Source organism: Corynebacterium sp. HMSC034A01 (assembly GCF_001838175.1).
In the GTDB taxonomy this organism is placed as follows: Bacteria; Actinomycetota; Actinomycetes; order Mycobacteriales; family Mycobacteriaceae; genus Corynebacterium.
This window is the reverse complement of record NZ_KV835942.1, coordinates 24,682-43,093: the sequence shown is the minus strand read 5'-3', so window position 1 is coordinate 43,093 and position 18,412 is coordinate 24,682. Positions and strand designations below refer to the sequence as shown.

18 protein-coding genes are annotated in these 18,412 nt (G+C 66.0%); 10 read left to right on the top strand and 8 right to left on the bottom strand.

The window, feature by feature from the left end; translation table 11 throughout:
• Positions 1 to 9 precede the first annotated feature (9 nt).
• Positions 10 to 1,107, top strand: coding sequence for a septum formation family protein (locus HMPREF2791_RS03335; protein WP_083327877.1), 1,098 nt, complete (start codon positions 10 to 12; stop codon positions 1,105 to 1,107).
• A gap of 3 nt (positions 1,108 to 1,110) precedes the next feature.
• A complete protein-coding gene (locus HMPREF2791_RS03330) occupies positions 1,111 to 1,458 on the top strand; it encodes a metallopeptidase family protein (protein ID WP_070844383.1) in 348 nt (115 codons plus the stop codon).
• Between the two features lie 9 nt (positions 1,459 to 1,467).
• Here the strand turns inward: HMPREF2791_RS03330 and HMPREF2791_RS03325 are convergent, their stop codons facing one another.
• The 4 genes from HMPREF2791_RS03325 to HMPREF2791_RS03310 all read right to left on the bottom strand — a co-directional run bounded on the left by HMPREF2791_RS03325 (position 1,468) and on the right by HMPREF2791_RS03310 (position 4,537).
• Positions 1,468 to 1,884: a hypothetical protein gene (locus tag HMPREF2791_RS03325; RefSeq protein WP_070471934.1), complete on the bottom strand. Its 417-nt coding sequence runs from the start codon at positions 1,882 to 1,884 to the stop codon at positions 1,468 to 1,470.
• 2 nt (positions 1,885 to 1,886) lie between these two features.
• Positions 1,887 to 2,714 (bottom strand): prephenate dehydratase, encoded by an 828-nt coding sequence (pheA, locus tag HMPREF2791_RS03320; RefSeq protein ID WP_070471932.1) that lies wholly within the window; start codon positions 2,712 to 2,714, stop codon positions 1,887 to 1,889.
• A complete protein-coding gene (locus HMPREF2791_RS03315) occupies positions 2,711 to 3,544 on the bottom strand; it encodes a hypothetical protein (RefSeq protein ID WP_070471931.1) in 834 nt (277 codons plus the stop codon). Before HMPREF2791_RS03315 ends, pheA begins: the two co-directional genes overlap by 4 nt.
• Positions 3,545 to 3,622: 78 nt before the next feature.
• Entirely contained in the window at positions 3,623 to 4,537 is a 915-nt protein-coding gene (locus tag HMPREF2791_RS03310) for a DUF2891 family protein (RefSeq protein WP_070844382.1), read from the bottom strand.
• Between the two features lie 17 nt (positions 4,538 to 4,554).
• On the opposite strand from HMPREF2791_RS03310, the gene HMPREF2791_RS03305 reads away from it, so the two are divergent.
• Entirely contained in the window at positions 4,555 to 5,253 is a 699-nt protein-coding gene (locus HMPREF2791_RS03305; protein ID WP_070844381.1) for a CPBP family intramembrane glutamic endopeptidase, read from the top strand.
• A gap of 31 nt (positions 5,254 to 5,284) precedes the next feature.
• Positions 5,285 to 6,574, top strand: coding sequence for an LCP family protein (locus HMPREF2791_RS03300; RefSeq protein ID WP_083327876.1), 1,290 nt, complete (start codon positions 5,285 to 5,287; stop codon positions 6,572 to 6,574).
• A 276-nt stretch (positions 6,575 to 6,850) separates the two neighbouring features.
• On the opposite strand, the gene HMPREF2791_RS03295 is transcribed toward HMPREF2791_RS03300, so the two are convergent.
• Both HMPREF2791_RS03295 and HMPREF2791_RS03290 read right to left on the bottom strand, forming a co-directional pair.
• Positions 6,851 to 8,332 carry a multicopper oxidase family protein gene (locus tag HMPREF2791_RS03295; RefSeq protein ID WP_070844380.1) on the bottom strand — a complete coding sequence of 494 codons (1,482 nt, stop codon included), beginning with the start codon at positions 8,330 to 8,332 and terminating at the stop codon, positions 6,851 to 6,853.
• Between the two features lie 71 nt (positions 8,333 to 8,403).
• Positions 8,404 to 8,979, bottom strand: coding sequence for a CueP family metal-binding protein (locus HMPREF2791_RS03290; RefSeq protein ID WP_070844455.1), 576 nt, complete (start codon positions 8,977 to 8,979; stop codon positions 8,404 to 8,406).
• A 402-nt stretch (positions 8,980 to 9,381) separates the two neighbouring features.
• On the opposite strand from HMPREF2791_RS03290, the gene HMPREF2791_RS03285 reads away from it, so the two are divergent.
• From HMPREF2791_RS03285 to HMPREF2791_RS03275, 3 genes are all read left to right on the top strand, one after another.
• Positions 9,382 to 10,104, top strand: a complete 723-nt coding sequence (locus tag HMPREF2791_RS03285) for a response regulator transcription factor (RefSeq protein ID WP_070844379.1) — start codon at positions 9,382 to 9,384, stop codon at positions 10,102 to 10,104.
• Positions 10,101 to 11,228 carry a sensor histidine kinase gene (locus tag HMPREF2791_RS03280; protein ID WP_070844378.1) on the top strand — a complete coding sequence of 376 codons (1,128 nt, stop codon included), beginning with the start codon at positions 10,101 to 10,103 and terminating at the stop codon, positions 11,226 to 11,228. The genes HMPREF2791_RS03285 and HMPREF2791_RS03280 overlap by 4 nt, the downstream gene beginning before the upstream one ends.
• 111 nt (positions 11,229 to 11,339) lie before the next feature.
• The gene (locus tag HMPREF2791_RS03275) at positions 11,340 to 11,666 is read left to right on the top strand and encodes a heavy-metal-associated domain-containing protein (RefSeq protein ID WP_063936943.1); all 327 of its coding nucleotides are present in this window, start codon (positions 11,340 to 11,342) and stop codon (positions 11,664 to 11,666) included.
• A 145-nt stretch (positions 11,667 to 11,811) separates the two neighbouring features.
• Here HMPREF2791_RS03275 and HMPREF2791_RS03270 read toward each other — a convergent pair whose 3' ends face one another.
• Positions 11,812 to 13,365 (bottom strand): alanine/glycine:cation symporter family protein, encoded by a 1,554-nt coding sequence (locus HMPREF2791_RS03270; RefSeq protein WP_070844377.1) that lies wholly within the window; start codon positions 13,363 to 13,365, stop codon positions 11,812 to 11,814.
• 191 nt (positions 13,366 to 13,556) lie between these two features.
• Here HMPREF2791_RS03270 and HMPREF2791_RS03265 point away from each other — a divergent pair, with 191 nt between their 5' ends.
• Positions 13,557 to 15,056, top strand: a complete 1,500-nt coding sequence (locus tag HMPREF2791_RS03265; RefSeq protein WP_083327875.1) for a YjiH family protein — start codon at positions 13,557 to 13,559, stop codon at positions 15,054 to 15,056.
• Between the two features lie 11 nt (positions 15,057 to 15,067).
• Here the strand turns inward: HMPREF2791_RS03265 and hutG are convergent, their stop codons facing one another.
• Positions 15,068 to 16,018: a formimidoylglutamase gene (gene hutG, locus HMPREF2791_RS03260; RefSeq protein WP_070844376.1), complete on the bottom strand. Its 951-nt coding sequence runs from the start codon at positions 16,016 to 16,018 to the stop codon at positions 15,068 to 15,070.
• Positions 16,019 to 16,055: 37 nt separating this feature from the next.
• On the opposite strand from hutG, the gene HMPREF2791_RS03255 reads away from it, so the two are divergent.
• Positions 16,056 to 16,790: an IclR family transcriptional regulator gene (locus HMPREF2791_RS03255; RefSeq protein WP_070844375.1), complete on the top strand. Its 735-nt coding sequence runs from the start codon at positions 16,056 to 16,058 to the stop codon at positions 16,788 to 16,790.
• A 33-nt stretch (positions 16,791 to 16,823) separates the two neighbouring features.
• Entirely contained in the window at positions 16,824 to 18,365 is a 1,542-nt protein-coding gene (hutH, locus tag HMPREF2791_RS03250) for a histidine ammonia-lyase (RefSeq protein ID WP_070844374.1), read from the top strand.
• Positions 18,366 to 18,412 lie beyond the last annotated feature (47 nt).

Below are 18,412 nucleotides of genomic sequence, written 5' to 3'. Positions count from 1 at the left end.
TGGGCCGCCATGGCTTCGAAACAGAGCGCGCTGCGTTCCTTCATCATCGCCGCACTGGCGGGTGCCGTCGGCGCGGGCACGTACACGCTTGCCGCCGACACGTCCGAGCCTGAGCCCGGGGCCCAGGACTCCTCCACCGTCGCCAGCTCCACCGTCTCGCCCGACCAGGCCGCGACGTTCACCACCGCCGATGCCGGGGCCTGCTTGACCTGGCAGGTGGCCGAAGACGGCACGATCACCGGCTTCGAGCAGGCGGACTGCGAGGGCGAGCACCGCTTCGAGGTGTCCCTGCGCCAAAACCTGGCCACCTACCCCACCTCCGAGTTCGGCCCGGAGGCGCCGATGCCGAACCCGACGCGCCAGGCCCAGCTGCGCGAGGAGCTGTGCGGCGCCGGCACCTTCCGGTACTTGGGAGGCAAGTACGACCCGAACGGCCGCTACTCCATCGCCCCGATCCTGCCGCCAGCGGACGCGTGGGCCCGCGGCGACCGCACGATGCTGTGCGGGCTGCAGGAGACCAACCGCGCCGGCGAGCCGATCCTGACCTCCGGGCGTGTGGCAGATCAGGACCAGGCCCGCGTGTTCGAGGCGGGCCAGTGTGTGTCCATCGACTCGTCCAACACGCTGACGGCGGTGAAGTGCGCGGACCCGCACCAGCTGGAGATCACCAGCCAGGTCTCGCTGGAGGAGGTCTTCCCGGATCACACCCCGGCCGTGGAGGAGCAGGACAAGCATCTCCAGGACGTGTGCACCCAGGCCGCGCAGGACTACATGGGCAGCGAGGAAAACCTCTACCAGATCGCGCTGCGCCCGTTCTGGACCACGCAATCAACCGCCTCGTGGGAGGGCGGCTCGCGCAGCGTGAACTGCGCGTTGATGTTCTCGCGTCCGGAGGGCGGCTTTGCCAACCTCACTGGGTCCGCGACGCAGGGCCGTGGGCAGTTGCTTATCGACGACGCTCCGCCGCCCGAACGCCCCCAGCGCCGCCCCCTAAGGGAAGAGCAGGCTCCGCCCGCACCCGCCCCCGCTGCCGATGCTGGCGCTGGCGTTGGCGCTGACGCAGCGCAGGACCCGGCCGCTGGCGCGGCACAGGCACCGGTGCAGTAGATCATGCTCCCGGTCAGCGACGAGGCGTTCGAGGAGATGATCAACGACGCGTTGGACACCATCCCCGACAACTTCGCCCAGCACATGACGAACATGGTGGTCCTTGCGCGGGACTACAACCCGGACGACCCGACCCTGCTGGGCCTGTTCGAGGGTGTGCCGCTGACGGAGCAGCACTCGAACCACTCCGGGTTCTTGCCGGACGCGGTCTTCGTGTACAAAAACGCCCTCGAGGCGATCTGCGTGGATGAGGAACAGCTGCGCCACGAGGTGAAGGTGACCGTGCTGCACGAGGTGGGCCACTACTTCGGGCTCGAAGAGCACGAGCTCCACGCCCTCGGCTGGGGCTAGCTTTAGGGGCTAGTTCTCCGAAGAGAGCCCGCCCATCTCCTTGGCCACCCGCTGCACCTCCAGCGCGCGCTCTTCGTCCCCCATGGCGCCGAGGCCGTCTAAGCCCCGGTACTGGATCTCGTCGGCGTCCGGGTCGTAGTGCATCGCAAGACCCCAGCACGGGTCCTCGGCAGGGCGGCGCTGCAGCAGCACCTCGTACATGAGGCGGTGCAGCTGCTCCTCGAAGTGGAGCTCCACCAGCCCCACGCGCCCCTCGATTTCCCGGAGGACGAAGAAGAACACTTGCCCTCTCGGGTTGCACCCCATGAACAAGCTCAGCGGGAACTTCTCCTGCATAAAGTGCATCTGGCTGCGCACTTCGTACTCGAAGCGCTCAACCGCGTCGCCCGCCCACGGGTACCTGTCCGTCGGCATTGTGAAAACCATCGCTATCGTGCCTCCCTCGGCCAGGTTCCCAGCTGGCGCATCTCGGTGGTGTGTTCGGCCCCGGCCTCGAGCGCGTCCGCCACGTCTGCGTCGCTTGCGTGGCCCGCCAGGTCCACGAAGAAGTCGTAGGTGTTCGGTTCCTCGCGCGTGGGCCGCGACTCGATTCGCGTCATGTCCACCCCGCGCGCCGCGAATTCCTGCAGCACGCGCACCAGGGCGCCGGGTTCGTTTTTCGTGCGGAAGACAATCGCGGTGCGGTCGTTTCCGGAGGGTTTCGGCGGAGCAGTCTGCTTTGCGACGAGCACGAACCTGGTCCGCGCCGTCTCCGCGTCCGCGACACCGCGGGCGTGCACTTCCAGCCCGTGCAGCGCCGCCGCCCGCTCCGGGGCGACGGCCACGTCGGCGGCGCCATCGGCCACCATCTTCGCCGCCGCGGCGTTGGAGGGCGCCGGGATGAACTCCGTTTTCGGTGTGTTCTCGGCGATCCAGCGCTTGACTTGTTGGTGGGCGACGGGGTGGGTGGCGAGCCGGAGGGCGTCGTCAAGCTTGTGCCCTTGCTTAGTCATCACCGCGAACGCGATGGCGAGCTCGGTCTCCCCCACGATGCGCGCGCTTTCGGTGGCGGCGAGCGCGTCCATGGTGGTGGTCACCGCGCCGTCGATCGAGTTCTCGATCGCGCACACCGCGTACTCCGCCTCGCCCGCATCCAGGGCGGCGAGTGCCGCGGCCGGCGACTCGACGGGCACGTACTGCGCCCCCTCGATGCCGAAGCGGCGCGCGGCTTCTTCCGTGAACGTGCCCGCGGGGCCCAAATACGCGATGCGGGTCATGGCTGCCTCTGCATCAGCGGGTGGGTGTCGTTTGCCACGTCTCTCCAATTCTCTGCGGTCGTGCGGATGCGCTCGGCCCAATCGTCCCACGACGCGCCGCTGGTGACTTCATCGATCTGCTTGTTCATGGTGATCTGCACCTGCGCGTGGTGGAACGGCTTTCCGTCCGCTAGCGCGTCGATGTAGGCGGTGGCGAACGGCTCGAGCTCGGCGCGGGAGAACACGCCGTAGGTGTATTGGAGGTTCTCCATGTAGAAAATCGCGTCCACCTGATCAAGCTTCGTGCCCTCCGGGCCGGAAGTAAGCGCGAAGAAGGTGTTCAGCGCGGCCCAGTTGTCACCGAAGTACTGCGCCTGCTGGTGGACCTCCTGGCCGAGCCGGGTAAACAGTGCTTCGGTGAGGTGCGCGCCAGAGGGGCGGTGCGCGGGCTGCATGGCCGAGCGGTGGTACAGGTGCGCGTCCACCATCGCGTTGGCACGAGCCCCTTGCAGCCCCTGGGCGAAGCGCTGCAGCGCCGCCGCATCCGGCACACCCTGGGCCGGGTCGTACGGGTGGCTGCCGTGGTAGACAAACGAGTCGGACTGCGGCTCGAAGCTGGCGGCGTAGATCTGGGTCGGCCCGCCCTGGCCGGTCTGGGCAACCTCTTGCCAGAACACCTCGTAGAACAGCGTGCGGTGCTCGTCTTCATAGTCGATCGTCGCGGTCTGCGGTGGCTCGCCTTCCAGCTGCACCATCGCGGTGACGAAGGTTTTGCCCTCGTGCGCGATCACCACGGAGTAGAACGCCTCCACTGGGAGGTGGTTGGAAATCTGCGCGACGATGGTGCGCACTACCTGTTGATACGGCTCTCTCGGGCTGCCCGCCCCGGGGTTCTCACCGGCTCCCATAGGCACGTTTGTACACGAATGTCAGCTGGCTGGCCTGTCCTGCGCTGCGTCTTCGGCGAGCAGCGCGTAGGTGATCAGCCAGTGCGTGGCCATGAAATTCTGGCCGGTCAGGTGGGGCGAAGCTGCGTCGATAAGCATCTGCGTACCTTGCGGTTTGCCAATTTCCCGCAACAACCACGCGCGGGTGAGCATGAGCCCGATGAGGTGGGCCTGCTGGCCGTCCTCCGGGTCCGCGACCGTCATCGGCGCGGTGTAGAACTCAAACGCCTCGGGCGCGAGAAAGCCGTCCAGCCAGGTGGTGTACTCGCTGGCTGGCAGCACGCGGCGCATCAGCGCGGCCTCAGCCAGGCCGTTGGAGACGAAGTCGTGGCCCGAGACCTCCCAGGTGTGGGGATAGGCGCGGTCGTCGCCGAACCAGGCGCGGGCAGTGCGCTCCACCAGCTCGCGCAGGGCCGGTGCGGCGTCGTGGATGAGCAGCAGCGCCAGCGCCGAGTTGGAGTGCACGCCGTGGCGCACCGGCCACTGCTGCGTGTGTAGCCACGCGGTGATGTTCCGCTCCAGCTGGGCTTCAAGCGGCGTGAGCGCGGCCTGCCACCTGGTGCCGCGACACACCTTGACCAGCTGCGTCGCCCACGCCCAGCCGTACGGACGCTCGTAGACGGGATGTGTCCGCAGGTATTCGGCCTCGGCGGCGATGTTGTCTTCAGTCAGGCGCTGATCGAGGAGGTCGGCGAGCCTGTGGTCGTCGATACGCAAATGCACCTTCACCGCAGTGCAGAGCATGTGCACGCACGAGTGCCAGTCATAGGAGCCCCAAAACGCCGGGTGCAGCGTCCGCGGGTCGGGGTGGCCGGGGCCTGCCTGCTCATGGTGCATGGCGGCGGGGTACTCCTGGCTGACAACCTGCTCGATAGTGCGCGCCCACAAATCCTGCATGGCGTTAAAGTTAGCGCATGACTCGGCGCCTGAAGCTCGAAATCGTGCTCGTCCTCGCGGTCACCTTCGGCACCGCGGGGCTGCGTGCGGCGCTTCGGCTTGTGGACTCGCTGCTGAAAGCCCCGCTGAACCAGCAGAGCACCACCATCCACGACGCAGCCTCATCGATTCCCTGGCTGGACCTGGCGCTGCAGGCGACCTCCGCGCTGACGCTTCTCGCGTGGGGCGGGCTGGCATGGTTCCTGCTTGACCAGCGGTGGCGCTGGCCCCGCTGGTCCGACGCCGCGCGCGGGGCGGGGTTTGCTGCGCTGATCGGGCTGCCCGGCCTGGCGTTCTACATCGCCGCGGTGCACCTGGGCCTGTCCAAGGTGGTGGTGCCGACCACCGCCGCGGTGCAGATTCCCACCTCACTGTTGTGGTCGTTCGCCAATGGCTTCGGCGAGGAGATCGTGGTGGTGATGTACCTGGTCACACGCCTGAAGCAGCTGGGGTGGAAACCCTGGCAGTTCATCGCGGCCTCGGCGGTGTTGCGCGGGTCTTACCACCTGTACCAGGGGGTCTCCGCGGGTGTCGGCAACATTGTCATGGGCGTAATCTTTGCCTGGTACTTCCACAAAACTTCCCGGGTGTGGCCGCTGATCCTGGCGCACTTTTTCATCGATGCCGTGGCGTTTATCGCCTACCCGCTGCTGGACCTGTCGTGGCTCGGAATCTAAGCACTTCCGTCACACTGGTTACACTAAGCGCATGTCTACTACGCCCCATTCCAACGACCCCCGCGATAACGCGGGCGAGTTTGTGCTGGGCAAAGACGGCAAGCCCCTCGTGGACCGCTACGGCCGGCCCATTCGCCGTCGCACAACTGCTTCTCGACGCGATCCCGCTGCCCGCCACCCCGAAGAATTCACGCGCGTAGAACCCCGCGCGCGCAGGGTTTCTCCGCAGGTTCCTCCGCGGGTTGAGCCGGGCCACACCGTCTACGAACCCCCCGCCGCCTACGAGCCGCGCCGCGCACCGCAGCACCCGCGCCGCCGGCCCGCGCAACAGCGGCCGGCTCCGCGTCAGGCGCAGCAGCGCCCCGCCCCAGAGGAAGTCCCGCTGCAGGTGTCGAAGCGGAGGCGGAAAGGGCCGAAGGAACGTCGCAAAGTAAAGCTCCCCGGCTGCGGAGCAATACTTGCCCTGGTCATCGCCTTGCTCATCGGCTCGGTGCTGATCGCGGACGCGCGCCTCAACCGCACCGCCGCCATGCCCGACCAGCAAATCTCGAACACCTCGGGGACCAACTGGCTGCTCGTCGGCTCCGACTCGCGCACGGGCTTAAGCGAAAAGGACGTCGAGCGCCTCGGCACCGGCGGCGACCTGGGCACCGTGCGCACCGACACAATCATGCTCATGCACCTGCCGCTGCGCGGAAAACCGACGCTGATGTCCATCCCGCGCGACTCGTACGTGCCCGTGCCCGGGTACGGCTACGACAAGATCAACGCCGCATTCTCCATCGGCGGTCCGCAGCTGCTGGTGGAAACCGTGGAGCAAAACACCGGGCTGCACGTGGACCGCTACGCGGAGATCGGCATGGGCGGCCTCGCCGGCGTGGTCGACGCGGCGGGCGGCGTGGAGATTTGCGTCGCCGAGCCAATCGACGACCCGTTGGCCAACATCAACCTCCAACCCGGCTGCCAGGAGATGGACGGCCCCACCGCGCTGGGATACGTGCGCACCCGCGCCACCGCCCAGGGCGACCTGGACCGCGTGGCACGCCAGCGCGAGTTCATGACCACGCTGGTCACGCGCGTGCTGTCGCCGTCCGTGTACCTCAACCCGTTCCGCATGGCGCGGCTGCTGTGGGTCACACCGACGTTGCTGACGGTCAACTCCGACGACCACGCGTGGAACCTCGCCCGCATCGTCTTCGCCCTGCGCGGCGGCCTGGAAACCGAGACCGTGCCCATCGGCGGCTTCGCCGACACCGAGGTGGGCAACGTCGTGCTTTGGGACGACACCGCGGCCGAAGCGCTGTTCGACTCCCTGCGTTAGGGCGCCGGGCGGGACGGTTGGCGCAACAAGCGGCCACAGGCGGGAAACCGGCTACCTAGATCCGGCTACCAGGCAGGAAGGGAGCGCGGACAAAAAGTTGGAGTGTTGGGGGGCTGGAAGGTGTTCCGATGCCCGCAGGGTTTCCATCTGATATCCGCGATGGTGCGGTTGAGAGGTTTTTGGCCGGTTTGTCTGCCCGTGAGGTCTGCGACTGGGCTGAACACGCGTGTGGTTGCAGCGACTCTGCCCACCTCGGCACTCAACCTGCTGTGGGGGTTACTCATAGCGAAGCGAGCTGAGCATCCCGGTTTCCATGTGATAGGCGTTATGGCAGTGAAATGCCCACTCACCGGGGTTGTCAGCGATCAGGTCGGCGATCATGGTTTCACCGTGGCGGAGAAGGACAGTGTCCTTGCGTAGCCCGTCGCTGCCGGGCAGCGCCCACGTGTGGCCGTGGATGTGCATGGGATGGGGCATCATGGTCCTGTTGCGCATGACCATCCGCAGGCGCTGGCCCTCCTCCACGGTCGCGGAGGAGGATTGGCCGTCGGTGAGAATGCTCCATTCATACGGCATCATCTGCCCGCCCAGGTCGATGCTGACTTCTCGGTCTGGTGTGCCCTCGGGCAGGAGTGCACGGTCTGCTGGCTTCAGGGAGGACAGAAGCAGTCCGGTGGACGACAACTCGGGGAAGTCGACATCGGGGCGGGGGGCCTGGCCGCCGGCGGTGCGGATGACGGCGAAGGCGCGGTCGTCCTTACCCACCGCCAAAGCCGTGAGCGGGAAGATGCCGTCGCCGAGGATGACCTCGACGTCGACACGCTCGCCCATCGACAGGTAGATCGATTCGGTCTCCCGGGGCTGGACAGGGAAGCCGTCGGTGTGGGTGACGGTCATGCGGTGACCACCGAGGGCCACCTTGAAGATGGTGTCACCGCCCGCGTTGATGAACCTCAGGCGGGCCTTGTCGCCCGGGCGAGCCTCGAAGGTCCGGTGAGCACGGGGGATACGTCCGTTGATGAGGTAGTGCGGATACATCACATCGCCGGCATCCCCGCCCAGTACTCGGTCCGGGGTGCCGTGCATCATCTGGCCGTGACCTCCCATTCCCATCCTCCCGTTATGGTCGCCCGAACCCATTCCGGTGAGCTTGTCGAGCTCATCGTCGGGAGTGCCCTGAATGCCATCGACCCAGTCGTCGAGCACGATGGTCCACTCGACGTCCTGGTCCTCAGCGTCGTCCGGATCGCGGATGATCAGTGGGGCGTGGAGGCCGCGATCAAGCTGCAGGCCGGTGTGGGAATGGTAGAAGTAGGTGCCACCGTGGGGGACTTCAAAAACATAGGAGAAAGACTCGCCAGGTTCAATAGGGTCCTGGGTCATGCCGGGCACACCGTCGGCTGCGTTGTGGAGTGCGATGCCATGCCAGTGGATGGAGGTGCTCTCAGGCAGTTCATTGGTGATATCGACCTGGAGGACGTCGCCGGCGGTGGCCTCAATGGCCGCATCCCCGGTGTCAGAGACGTATCCCCACGTCTTGGCTTCGATGCCGCCGATATCCAGGGAGAGGGGCCGGGCGGTCAGTGTCCGGCGCACCGTCGGCTCACCGAGCGCAGTGGGGGTGGGAGTGGGGCGAAGGGAGGGACCTGGTGCCGGGGCAGCGGGTCCAGGGTCGCTGGTGCAGGCGGCCACGGCCCCGGTGCCGGCCAGGACGAGCCCGCCGAGCAGAAACTGTCGTCGGGAAAACGCGTTCGTCATGATTTAACCTTCCTTGGTGCAAGATTTCAGTGGCACGGGAGACAGGCGCAGGTGAGGATCCTGCTGAGCCATCACGTCAGGCGCAGGTCTGTGACACAGGTGGCACCGTCGTCGGTGGTGGAAAACTCCGTGGTGCCGGTACGCCCCTGGTAGCTGACCTCAATCAGGCCGGTGACATCATCGGGAAGCCAGAAGCCAATAAACCCGTTGTCGAAGGTGGTTGTCGCCTCGTCCACCAGCACCTCACCGGTCGCCTCATCGGTGATCGTGACCTGGATATCCTCATTGTCGAGTTCCCCCTGGCAGGTCGTGAGGCTGTGGTAGAAGCAGTCGTGGGTGGAGGTGAGATAGGGTGCGATCGAGACATACGTCTGATTGTCGGGAAGATCGAGCGCGACTTCCTGGTCATCGCTCGAGAGCAGCAGTTCATCGTTACGCACTGAGGCGATCAGATCCGTGGGACGCTCAGTGACCTTCTGCCGGTCGAGGTGATCAATGATCTCCACCGCGTCCATGTCGGCTAGGCCATGGGTAGTCAGGAATGTGTCCTGGGACACCGTCCCATCGGCGGTGGGTTCCGGGTCGGCGGCCGAACACCCCGTGAGGGCGAGGGCAAGGGCGGCGGCTGCGATCGCTGCTCGTTTCACGTCAATCTCCTTGGATCGTGGTAGGGCCATGAGAAGACACCGCCTCAAGGTCGATGCCATACCTTTATCTAGCACGGGTGCCTGACGGACTAAAATTCAAAAACCCTGCTCACAGCCTTATAACAGGGCGAAAAGGGAGTGAATTCGGTGGGCTGGGTCACCACCGGAACACCACCCCACAGCCGTGGGTGATGTCCTTCCACCCGCCCCGGGTATGCCGTGCAGGCAGTGAAATCCCTGGTGGCGCCTGCTGAACCTTCCAGGGGAGGCGATGCCGCCGGCCCGGGGTGGGACACAGGGGTGACGGCGCTCGAAGGGTGATGTTTGAAGATTTGATGAAGATTTCCCGCCGGGCACTGAGCGAAGGTGGTATTCCCCCTGCCCGGAGCGATACTGGGGTCTATGGCTGACCACACACCGACCACCGCCACGCCCCCGGGGCGGGTGCTGGTCGTCGATGATGAACAACCCCTGGCTCAGATGGTGGCCTCCTACCTCATCCGGGCCGGCTTCGATACCCGCCAGGCACACACCGGCACCCAGGCCGTGGACGAGGCCCGTCGCTTTTCCCCCGATGTTGTGGTGCTGGACCTGGGGCTGCCCGAACTCGACGGCCTGGAGGTATGCCGACGGATCCGCACCTTCTCGGACTGCTACATCCTCATGCTCACCGCGCGTGGCAGCGAGGACGACAAGATCAGCGGTTTGACCCTGGGGGCGGATGACTACATCACCAAACCTCTTAGCATCCGGGAACTGGTGACCCGGGTGCATGCGGTGCTGCGCCGCCCGCGCACCAGCACCACCCCACCGCAGGTGACCGCCCCCTTGATCGTTGGTGACCTCATCCTTGACCCCGTCGCCCATCAGGTGCGGGTGGGAGAGACGACCGTGGAGCTCACCCGCACGGAGTTCGAGCTGCTGGTTGCCCTGGCCCTGCGCCCCGGCCAGGTGCTGACCCGCCACGACCTGGTCACCGAGGTCTGGGACACCACCTGGGTCGGTGATGAACGCATCGTCGATGTCCACATCGGCAACTTGCGTCGCAAGCTCGGCACCGACACCCGGGGCCGGGGGTTTATCGACACCGTGCGTGGCGTGGGCTACCGGGTGGGACAGCCATGAATCACGGACCCGGCCTGACCTTCCGCTTCCTGGCCGCCCAGGTGTTGGTCGTGGTGATTAGCCTGCTGGTGGCCGCGACCGTGGCCACGATGGTGGGCCCGACCCTGTTCCATGATCATATGTTGATGAGCGGCCGGGAGAACCCCTCGCTGGAGCTGTTCCATGCCGAGCAGGCCTACCGGGACGCCAACCTGATCACCCTGGCCGTCGCCCTGCCCACCGCCTTGATCAGCGCCCTGCTGGCCAGCCTGTGGTTATCGCGTCGCCTGCGCACCCCCCTGCAGGATCTCACCCGCGCCGCTACCAGCCTGACGGCCGGCAACTACCGTGTCCGCGTGCCCGCCGGAGAAGCAGGCCCCGAAGTCACCACCCTGGCGCATGCCTTCAACACCATGGCCGACCGGCTGGAACACACCGAACAGGTCCGCCGCCAGATGCTCTCTGATCTGGCCCACGAAATGGGCACCCCCTTATCGGTGCTCACGGTCTACCTCGATGGTCTCCAGGACGGGGCCGTGGACTGGAATAATGCCACCCACACGATCATGACTGACCAACTCACCCGCCTGACCCGGTTGATGGAAGACATCGACGATGTCTCCCGGGCCCAGGAACACCGGATCGATTTGGACCTGGCGGAGGAAGGTCTCGGGGATCTGCTCCATACCGCCGCTGCTGCCGCGGGGGAAGCTTATGCTGACAAAGGCGTCGATTTACAGGTCGAGACCATTACGGACACCGCCCAGGTGCTCGTGGACCGGCAACTCTTCGGCCAGGTGATGAGCAATCTCCTGTCGAACGCGCTACGGCACACCCCGGCCGGCGGGCAGGTCCGGATCAGCGTCCACCGACAGGGGGCGTCCACCGCGCTCATCCACGTCGCCGATGACGGCGAGGGCATCCCACCTAGCCAACTTGGACACATCTTCGAACGCTTCTACCGGGGGGATGCCGCCCGCAGCCGGGACAACGGCGGGGCCGGTATCGGTCTGACCATCTCCAAGGCATTGGTCGAGGCCCACGGCGGCACTCTCACCGCCACCTCCCCCGGACCCGGTCGCGGAGCGGTGTTTGCCCTCCGCCTCCCGCTATCCCCTCCCGACAGCGAGGATGCCGCTCGGTGACCACACCCTGCCCCGCGTGAGGGCCGTGCCCTCCACCCCTTAAAAATGTACCCCCGGGGGGTATATGCTAACGAGCGTTACCGCATCCCAACGACCCATAGGAGCTTTCCCATGACCACCTCCCCGCCCCACCTCTTGCCGATGGCCTCCCACGGCTGCAGCTGTTGCGGACCCGCCTCACATGCCGACACCGCCTCCACCCCTGCCGCCAGCGACTCGTCAGCAGGAGGATCCTCCCCTAGCTACCAGGTCACCGGCCTGACCTGCGGGCACTGCGTGAAAAGCGTGACCCAGGCCCTTCAGGCCCTCCCCCAGGTCGACGACGTCCAGATTGATCTCGCTGCTGGTGGTGTTTCCACCGTCACGGTCACCGGTGCCGTACCTCCGGAGATGGTTCGCCGGGCCATCGAAGAGGCCGGCTACACCGTCTTATCCTGATCAGTTTTGCCCATCATCTCGACCCCGACCGGGTTGATGCGGAAGGAACCTCATAAGCACTCCCCACCATTCCGGAGATCACCATAGTGATCACCCCGCCCCGGAAAACAGACCACACCCGCCTAGGTAGCCGGTTTGATTACGGCTAGTTGTTGCGGGTCGTCGTGACAACCTTGCCCTCAACGCCCGGCCAAGTGCCAGCCTCGATCATGCGGTTCTTGCGCTCGACCCAGAAGTCGGCGTTCTTAATGCCCAGCGCCTCGGGGTCGAAGTGCGGGTCGATGCCAGCCTTCTTCTGGCGGCGGTAGTCCCACAGGCACTTCAGCGCCGGGACCTGCAGGAAGAGAATCGCCACGATGTTGAGCCACGCGGTCGCGCCGACGCCGATGTCGCCGAGCGCCCAGGCGGTGCCCGGGGTGGTGGTTGCGCCGATGAAGACGGCCACGAGGATCAGGGCACGCAGCACCCAAATAATGGCCTTACGTGCGCTTTCGCTCTTCACCCAGCGGTTCAGGTAGGTGAAGTTGGTCTCTGCCATGTAGTAGTACGCCAGCACGGTGGTGAAGGCGAAGAACATGATCGCTAGGGCGATAAACGACGGGCCCAGGCCGGCGGAGAAGGAGTTCAGGCCTTCCTGCACGTAGCCGGGGCCGACAGGGATGCCGTCGGGCAGGGAGCCGTCGTAGACCACCGCGCCGTCTTCGGACTGGCCCTCGAAGACCTTGTACATGTCGGTGGAAATGATGATGAAGGCGGTGGCGGAGCAGACGAACAGGGTGTCGATGTAGACGGCGAACGCCTGGACGAAGCCCTGCTTCGCCGGGTGGGAGACCTCGGCGGCCGCCGCGGACTGCGGGCCGGTGCCCTGACCGGCCTCGTTGGAGTAGATACCGCGCTTGACGCCCCACATGATGGCGGCGCCGAGCATGCCGGAGAACGCGGCTTCCTTGTCAAAGGCGGAGCGGACGATGGTGCCGAAGACTTCGGGGATCTGGGAAGCGTTCGCGAACAGCACCACGATGGCGATGATGATGTAGATGCCGGCCATGAACGGCACGACCATGGAGGCAAAGTTCGCGATGCGCTTCACGCCGCCGATGATGATGAAGGCGAGGAGCACGGTCATAATTGTCGCGGAGACCCAGATGTTGACGCCCCACGCATTATCGACGGCCGCAGCCACGCCGTTGGCCTGGATCCCCGGCAGGAAGTAGGACGTGGCCAGCAGCATGCACACCGCGAAGATGATGGCGTAGACCAGCATGAACGGGGCTGCGGAGGTGTGCTTGTACGCCTTCTCGATGTAGTAGGCGGGTCCGCCGCGGTACTCGCCGGTGTCGCGGTCCGTCTCTTTGTAGATCTGGGCGAGGCAGCACTCGATGAACGAGGTGGCGGAGCCGAGCAGAGCCACCAGCCACATCCAGAACACCGCGCCCGGGCCGCCGAATGCGATGGCGGTGGCCACGCCGGCGATGTTGCCCACGCCGACGCGGCCGGCGAGCGAGATCATCAGGGATTGGAACGAGGAAATGCCCTGCTCGGAGCTTTCTCCGGACTTGAGCTGACGGATCATGTCGGGCAGGCAGCGGATCTGCAGGAACAGGGTGGCGAGCGTGAAGTACGCGCCTGCGCCGAGGCACAAATAGACGAGAGCGTTGGACCAAATCACACCGTTGAGGGTGTCGATAAAACCTTCCACGGGACCCTCCTAAAGGGGTATGTGCTGGGGATTTTTCGGGAAACCTTGCAGGTATCTAAAAAACATAGGCCATCCGGTTGTGCTTTGCGTCACTTTCTATGTAAAAATTATGCGCCGACACCGAAAACATTCCGTTCTGCGTGATATCCGCAGGGTTTTGCGGTGCTGAACGCAACAGATGGAAGGACACAATGAACGAGACTGCGAAGCCGGTGCACTCCCGGCGCAGGTTTTCCCCCGCATGGCCGGTGAAGAACTTGCCTGCGGGTGCAGAGGCGCTCATCCCGGAGCTGAACAACCCCCGCTTCGAAGGCATCGAGGACCCCACCGACAACACCGAAAGCATTACCGGCACGGAGCAGCCCGGTCAGCGAAGCACCGCACCAGAGACTGACCCGAAGCCGAAGGCGGTGTGGCGCTTTTTCCTCTACAGCGCCATCGGCATCTTCGCGTTCTTCGTGCCGTTTACCATCGGCGATTCCAAGTCCACGATTCTGTTGGACCACATCGTCAGCTGGATCACCACCACGCTCGGGGAAGGCACCCGCTACCTGGCGTTATTCGCCATCATCGCGGGCACGGTCTACCAGTTCGTCTCCGGGCGCTGGAAAGAGGATTACCCGCGCATGGCCTTCGCGGCGCTGTCGGTGCTGGCGATCGTTTTGTGCGCGATGCTCACCTTCGGCTTCGGCCCGGCGTGGCTGTTCAACCCGGATATCGGCCCGTTCATCCTGGACAAGCTGGTCATCTCGGTGGGCCTGCTCATCCCGGTCGGCGCGATCTTCCTCGGCCTGTTGGTCGGCTTCGGCCTGATGGAGTTCATCGGCGTGATGGTGCAGCCGATCATGCGGCCGGCGTTCCGCACCCCGGGCAAGTCTGCGGTGGATGCGGTGGCGTCGTTTTTGGGCTCCTACTCGCTGGGCCTGCTGATCACGGACCGCATGTACAAAAACGGCAGCTACAACGGCCGTGAGGCGTCGATTGTGGCGTCGGGATTTTCCACCGTGTCCGCCACGTTCATGGTCATCGTGGCCAAGACGCTGGACATGATGGAGCACTGGACCGCGTACTTCTTCATCACGTTCATCATCACCTTTATTGTCACCGCGATCGTGGTGCGCATCCCACCCATCACCCGCATTCCCGAGGACTATTACCCGGGCGCCACCCCGCACCCGGAAAAAGAGGTCGAGGGCAACCGTTTCAAGGCGGCGTGGCGCGAGGCGAAGTTGGAGCTCAACCGCGCCGAGTCTCTGGGCAAGGTGCTGTGGGCGAACTTCCGCGACGGTTTGATCATGGCCGTGCAGGTCACCCCGGGCATCATGGCCGTGGGCACGATCGGCCTGGTGCTGGCCACCTACACGCCAGTGTTCAAGATTCTCGGCGCGGCGTTCTTCCCGGTGGTGTGGCTGCTGCGCCTACCGGATCCGTGGGCGACCTCGGGTGCGCTGGCGTCGGGCCTGGCGGAGATGTTCCTGCCGGCCACGCTGTCCGCAGGTTCGGACGACATGGTGCTGAAGTTCACCATGGCTGTGGTGTGCGTGAGCCAGATTTTCTTCTTCTCGGCGATGGTGCCGGCGGTGCTGGCCACCGACATCCCGCTGAGCATCTGGAAGATGGTGCAGATCTGGTTCATCCGCGTGGTGCTCACCGTGCTGATCACTGTGCCGGTGGCGCACCTGATTTTCTAAAGAGCAGCTGCTTATCGACGCAGCTTCGCCCCGACAACCGCATCGTCAATCAGCCGCGCGGCGGCCTTGGCGGTGCGGTAGTCCACGTCGAAGTCGGGGTTGAGCTCTACGACGTCCAGAAGCGCGACGCGCCCCGTCGCAGCCACTGCGGCGACCATCGCGCGCAGCATCGCGTACTCCACGCCGAACCCGGCCGGGGCGGACACGCCCGGCGCGACCGCCGCCGGCAGCACGTCCAGGTCGATGGAGAGGTGGATCGGCCTGTCGCCGGCCACAGCGGCGACGGCTCGCTCGGCGGCTTCGCGCACGGTCATTGCCGCCAGTTCGGTGTCCAGTACGGTTGTCACGCCAAGTTCGTCGGCGGTGTCGAAGAGCACCCTGGTGTTGTTGGGCTTGGAGATGCCGAAGACGCTGTAGTCGAAGTCCTCGCCCACCAGGCCGGCGATCTGCTTGAACGGGGTGCCGGAGGTGGGGCGGGTTTCGGTGCGCAGGTCGAAGTGGGCGTCGAAGTTGATCACCTGCATCGGCCCGATCGCTTCGTAGGCGCCGCGGTGGGTGGCAAAGGAGGTTTCGTGGCCGCCGCCGAGCACGACAGTCATCCCGTCTGCGCCCTGCGCCGCCACGAGGTCGCGCACCCGGTCGGACAGCTCGCGTTGGGAGCCTTCGAGGTCGGTGTCTTGGGTGGTCACGGTGCCGGCGTCGAGAAGCGATGTGCTCTCGTGAACCGCGAGCGAGCCGAGGGCCGCGCGCAACGCCTCCGGGCCTTTCGCCGCGCCCTGGCGGCCGCCGTTGCGCTCGACGCCTTCGTCGGAGGCGTAGCCGATCAGGTGCACGGAGCCCTCGGTGGGCTCGGCGGCCGTGTCGATGACGCTGTGCCAACGGGCGTGCTCAGGGCCGGGGCCGTCGTTGCGGCCGGTCCAGTTGGAAGCGGGGGTGAAAAGCGATGCAGTTACAGTGTTCATGCCCTCCGAGGGTAGCGCCGTGGGCATACTAAGTGCGATGACTAAGCCGCAGGTTCCCGCCGCGCACAACGTGTTGCGCATCCTGGCGCTGCTGTCCACCACGGACGCGCCGATTTCCGCCACCCGCATCCAGCGCGAACTGGACCTGCCGCGTTCCACCACCTACCACCTACTGCGGGAGCTGGAGGATTCCGGGTTTGTGGTGCACCTGCGCAAGCCCGGCACGTACGGGTTAGGGCTGGCGTCGTACCGCATGGCACAGGCGTACACCACGCAGCAGCCACTGGTGCGGCTGGCCACGAAGCCGTTGGCGCGGATCGCGCAGCTCGCGGGCGGTTCGGCGCACTTAACGCGCCTCGCTGGTCCGGAGATTGTGTACCTGCACGAGGTGCGCGCCCCCGGTGCAGTGTCGCTGGTCACGGAAGTGGGCGTGCGTTTGCCGTCGTTGAAGACCGCCTCGGGGCGCATCATGCTTGCGCAGCTGCCTGAGGCGGAGCTGCGCGCCGCGTACAACTCCTCGGGCGAGCGCCGCCGCTACAGCGAGGTCAAAGAGGAGCTTTCTGCTTATCGACGCCAAGGGTTCGCCACCGAGCACGAAGCCATCTCGCGCGGCCAGGAGTCCGTGGCGGTGGCGGTGCTGGACCACCTTTCGCGCCCAGCGGCAGCGCTCGCGGTGACCTTCGCCGTGGGCAGCGCGGACACGCAACAGCTGGTCAGCGCGCTGCGCACCGCCGCAGAGGGGCTGCGGGCACAGTTCTTCGGAAACGTGTGATCGGACACACTTGTTTGGACTACTATCACGTCCATGACACACACAGTTTCAGTTGGAATTGGGGCCCTGTCCATCGAGGACGTTGTGGCCGTCGCCCGCCACGGAGCCGAGGTCGCCATCGACCCGGCGGCCCTTGAAGAGATCGCCGCGACTCGCGAGCGCGTCGAAGAGCTCGCCGCGGATCCCACCCCGGTCTACGGCGTCTCCACCGGTTTCGGCGCGCTGGCCACCAAACACATCCCGGAGGACATGCGCGCCCAGCTGCAGGTCTCGTTGGTCCGCTCCCACGCTGCGGGTACCGGCGCTGAGGTGGAAGAAGAGGTCATCCGCGCGCTGATGCTGCTGCGCCTGTCCACGCTGTGCACCGGCCGCACCGGCGTGCGCCCCGTGGTGGCAGAAACCTACGCCGCCGCGCTCAACGCCGGCATCACCCCGGTGGTGCGCGAGTACGGCTCACTCGGCTGCTCCGGCGACCTGGCACCGCTGGCGCACTGCGCGCTGGCGCTACTCGGCGAGGGCGAAGTCCGCGTGCGCGGCGGCGAAATCGTGCCGGCGGCTGAGGCGCTTTCGGCTGCCGGCATCGAGCCGCTGGTGCTGCGCGAAAAGGAGGGCCTGGCGCTGATCAACGGCACCGACGGCATGCTCGGCATGCTGTGCCTGGCCATCGCGGATCTGCGCGAGGCCGCCAAGGTCTCCGACATCGCCACCGCCATGAGCGTCGAGGGCCTGACAGGCACCCTGTCCGTCTTCGACGAGGACTTGCAGGAGCTGCGCCCCCACCCTGGCCAGGCGGATTCCGCCTACAACATCCGCACCGTCGCCGCCGGCTCGCCGATCCTCGACGCAGCCCTGGACGGCTTCAAGGCCAACGAGGTCCAGGACGCCTACTCCGTCCGCTGCACCCCGCAGGTCGCAGGCGGTTTCCGCGACACGCTGACCCACGTCACCACCGTGGCGAACCGCGAGCTCGCCGCCGCCAACGACAACCCCGTGGTGGCCAAAGACGGCCGCGTGGCCTCCAACGGCAACTTCCACGGCGCGCCTGTGGCTTACGTGCTGGACTTTTTGGCGATTGTGGTGGCGGACTTGGCGTCCATTAGCGAGCGGCGCACCGACCGCTTCCTCGACCCTGCCCGCAACCGCGGCCTCAACGCCTTCCTCGCCGGCGACCCCGGTGTGGACTCCGGCCACATGATCGCGCAGTACGCGCAGGCCGGCATCGTCGGCGAGCTCAAGCGCAACGCCGTGCCGGCCTCCGCCGACTCGATCCCGTCCTCGGCGATGCAAGAAGACCACGTCTCTTTGGGATGGTCCGCCGGCCGCAAGCTGCGCCGCAGCATCGACGGCCTGCAGCGCGTGCTCGCCGTGGAGGTCCTCACCGCCGCCCGCGCCCTGGACATGCGCGACGGCGAGCCCTCCGCAGGCACCGGCGCGGCCGTGTCCACGCTGCGCAAGCTTGTCGACGGCCCCGGCACCGACCGCTACCTCTCCCCCGAAATCGAGCACTCCGTGCAGCTAGTCAAGGGCGGCGACTACGTCGAGGCCGTCGAGGCCGTGGTAGGCGAGCTGCGGTAGGGCCCAGGTTCGGAAGCCCCTTTCCCGACACTTCGCGGCGGAATCTG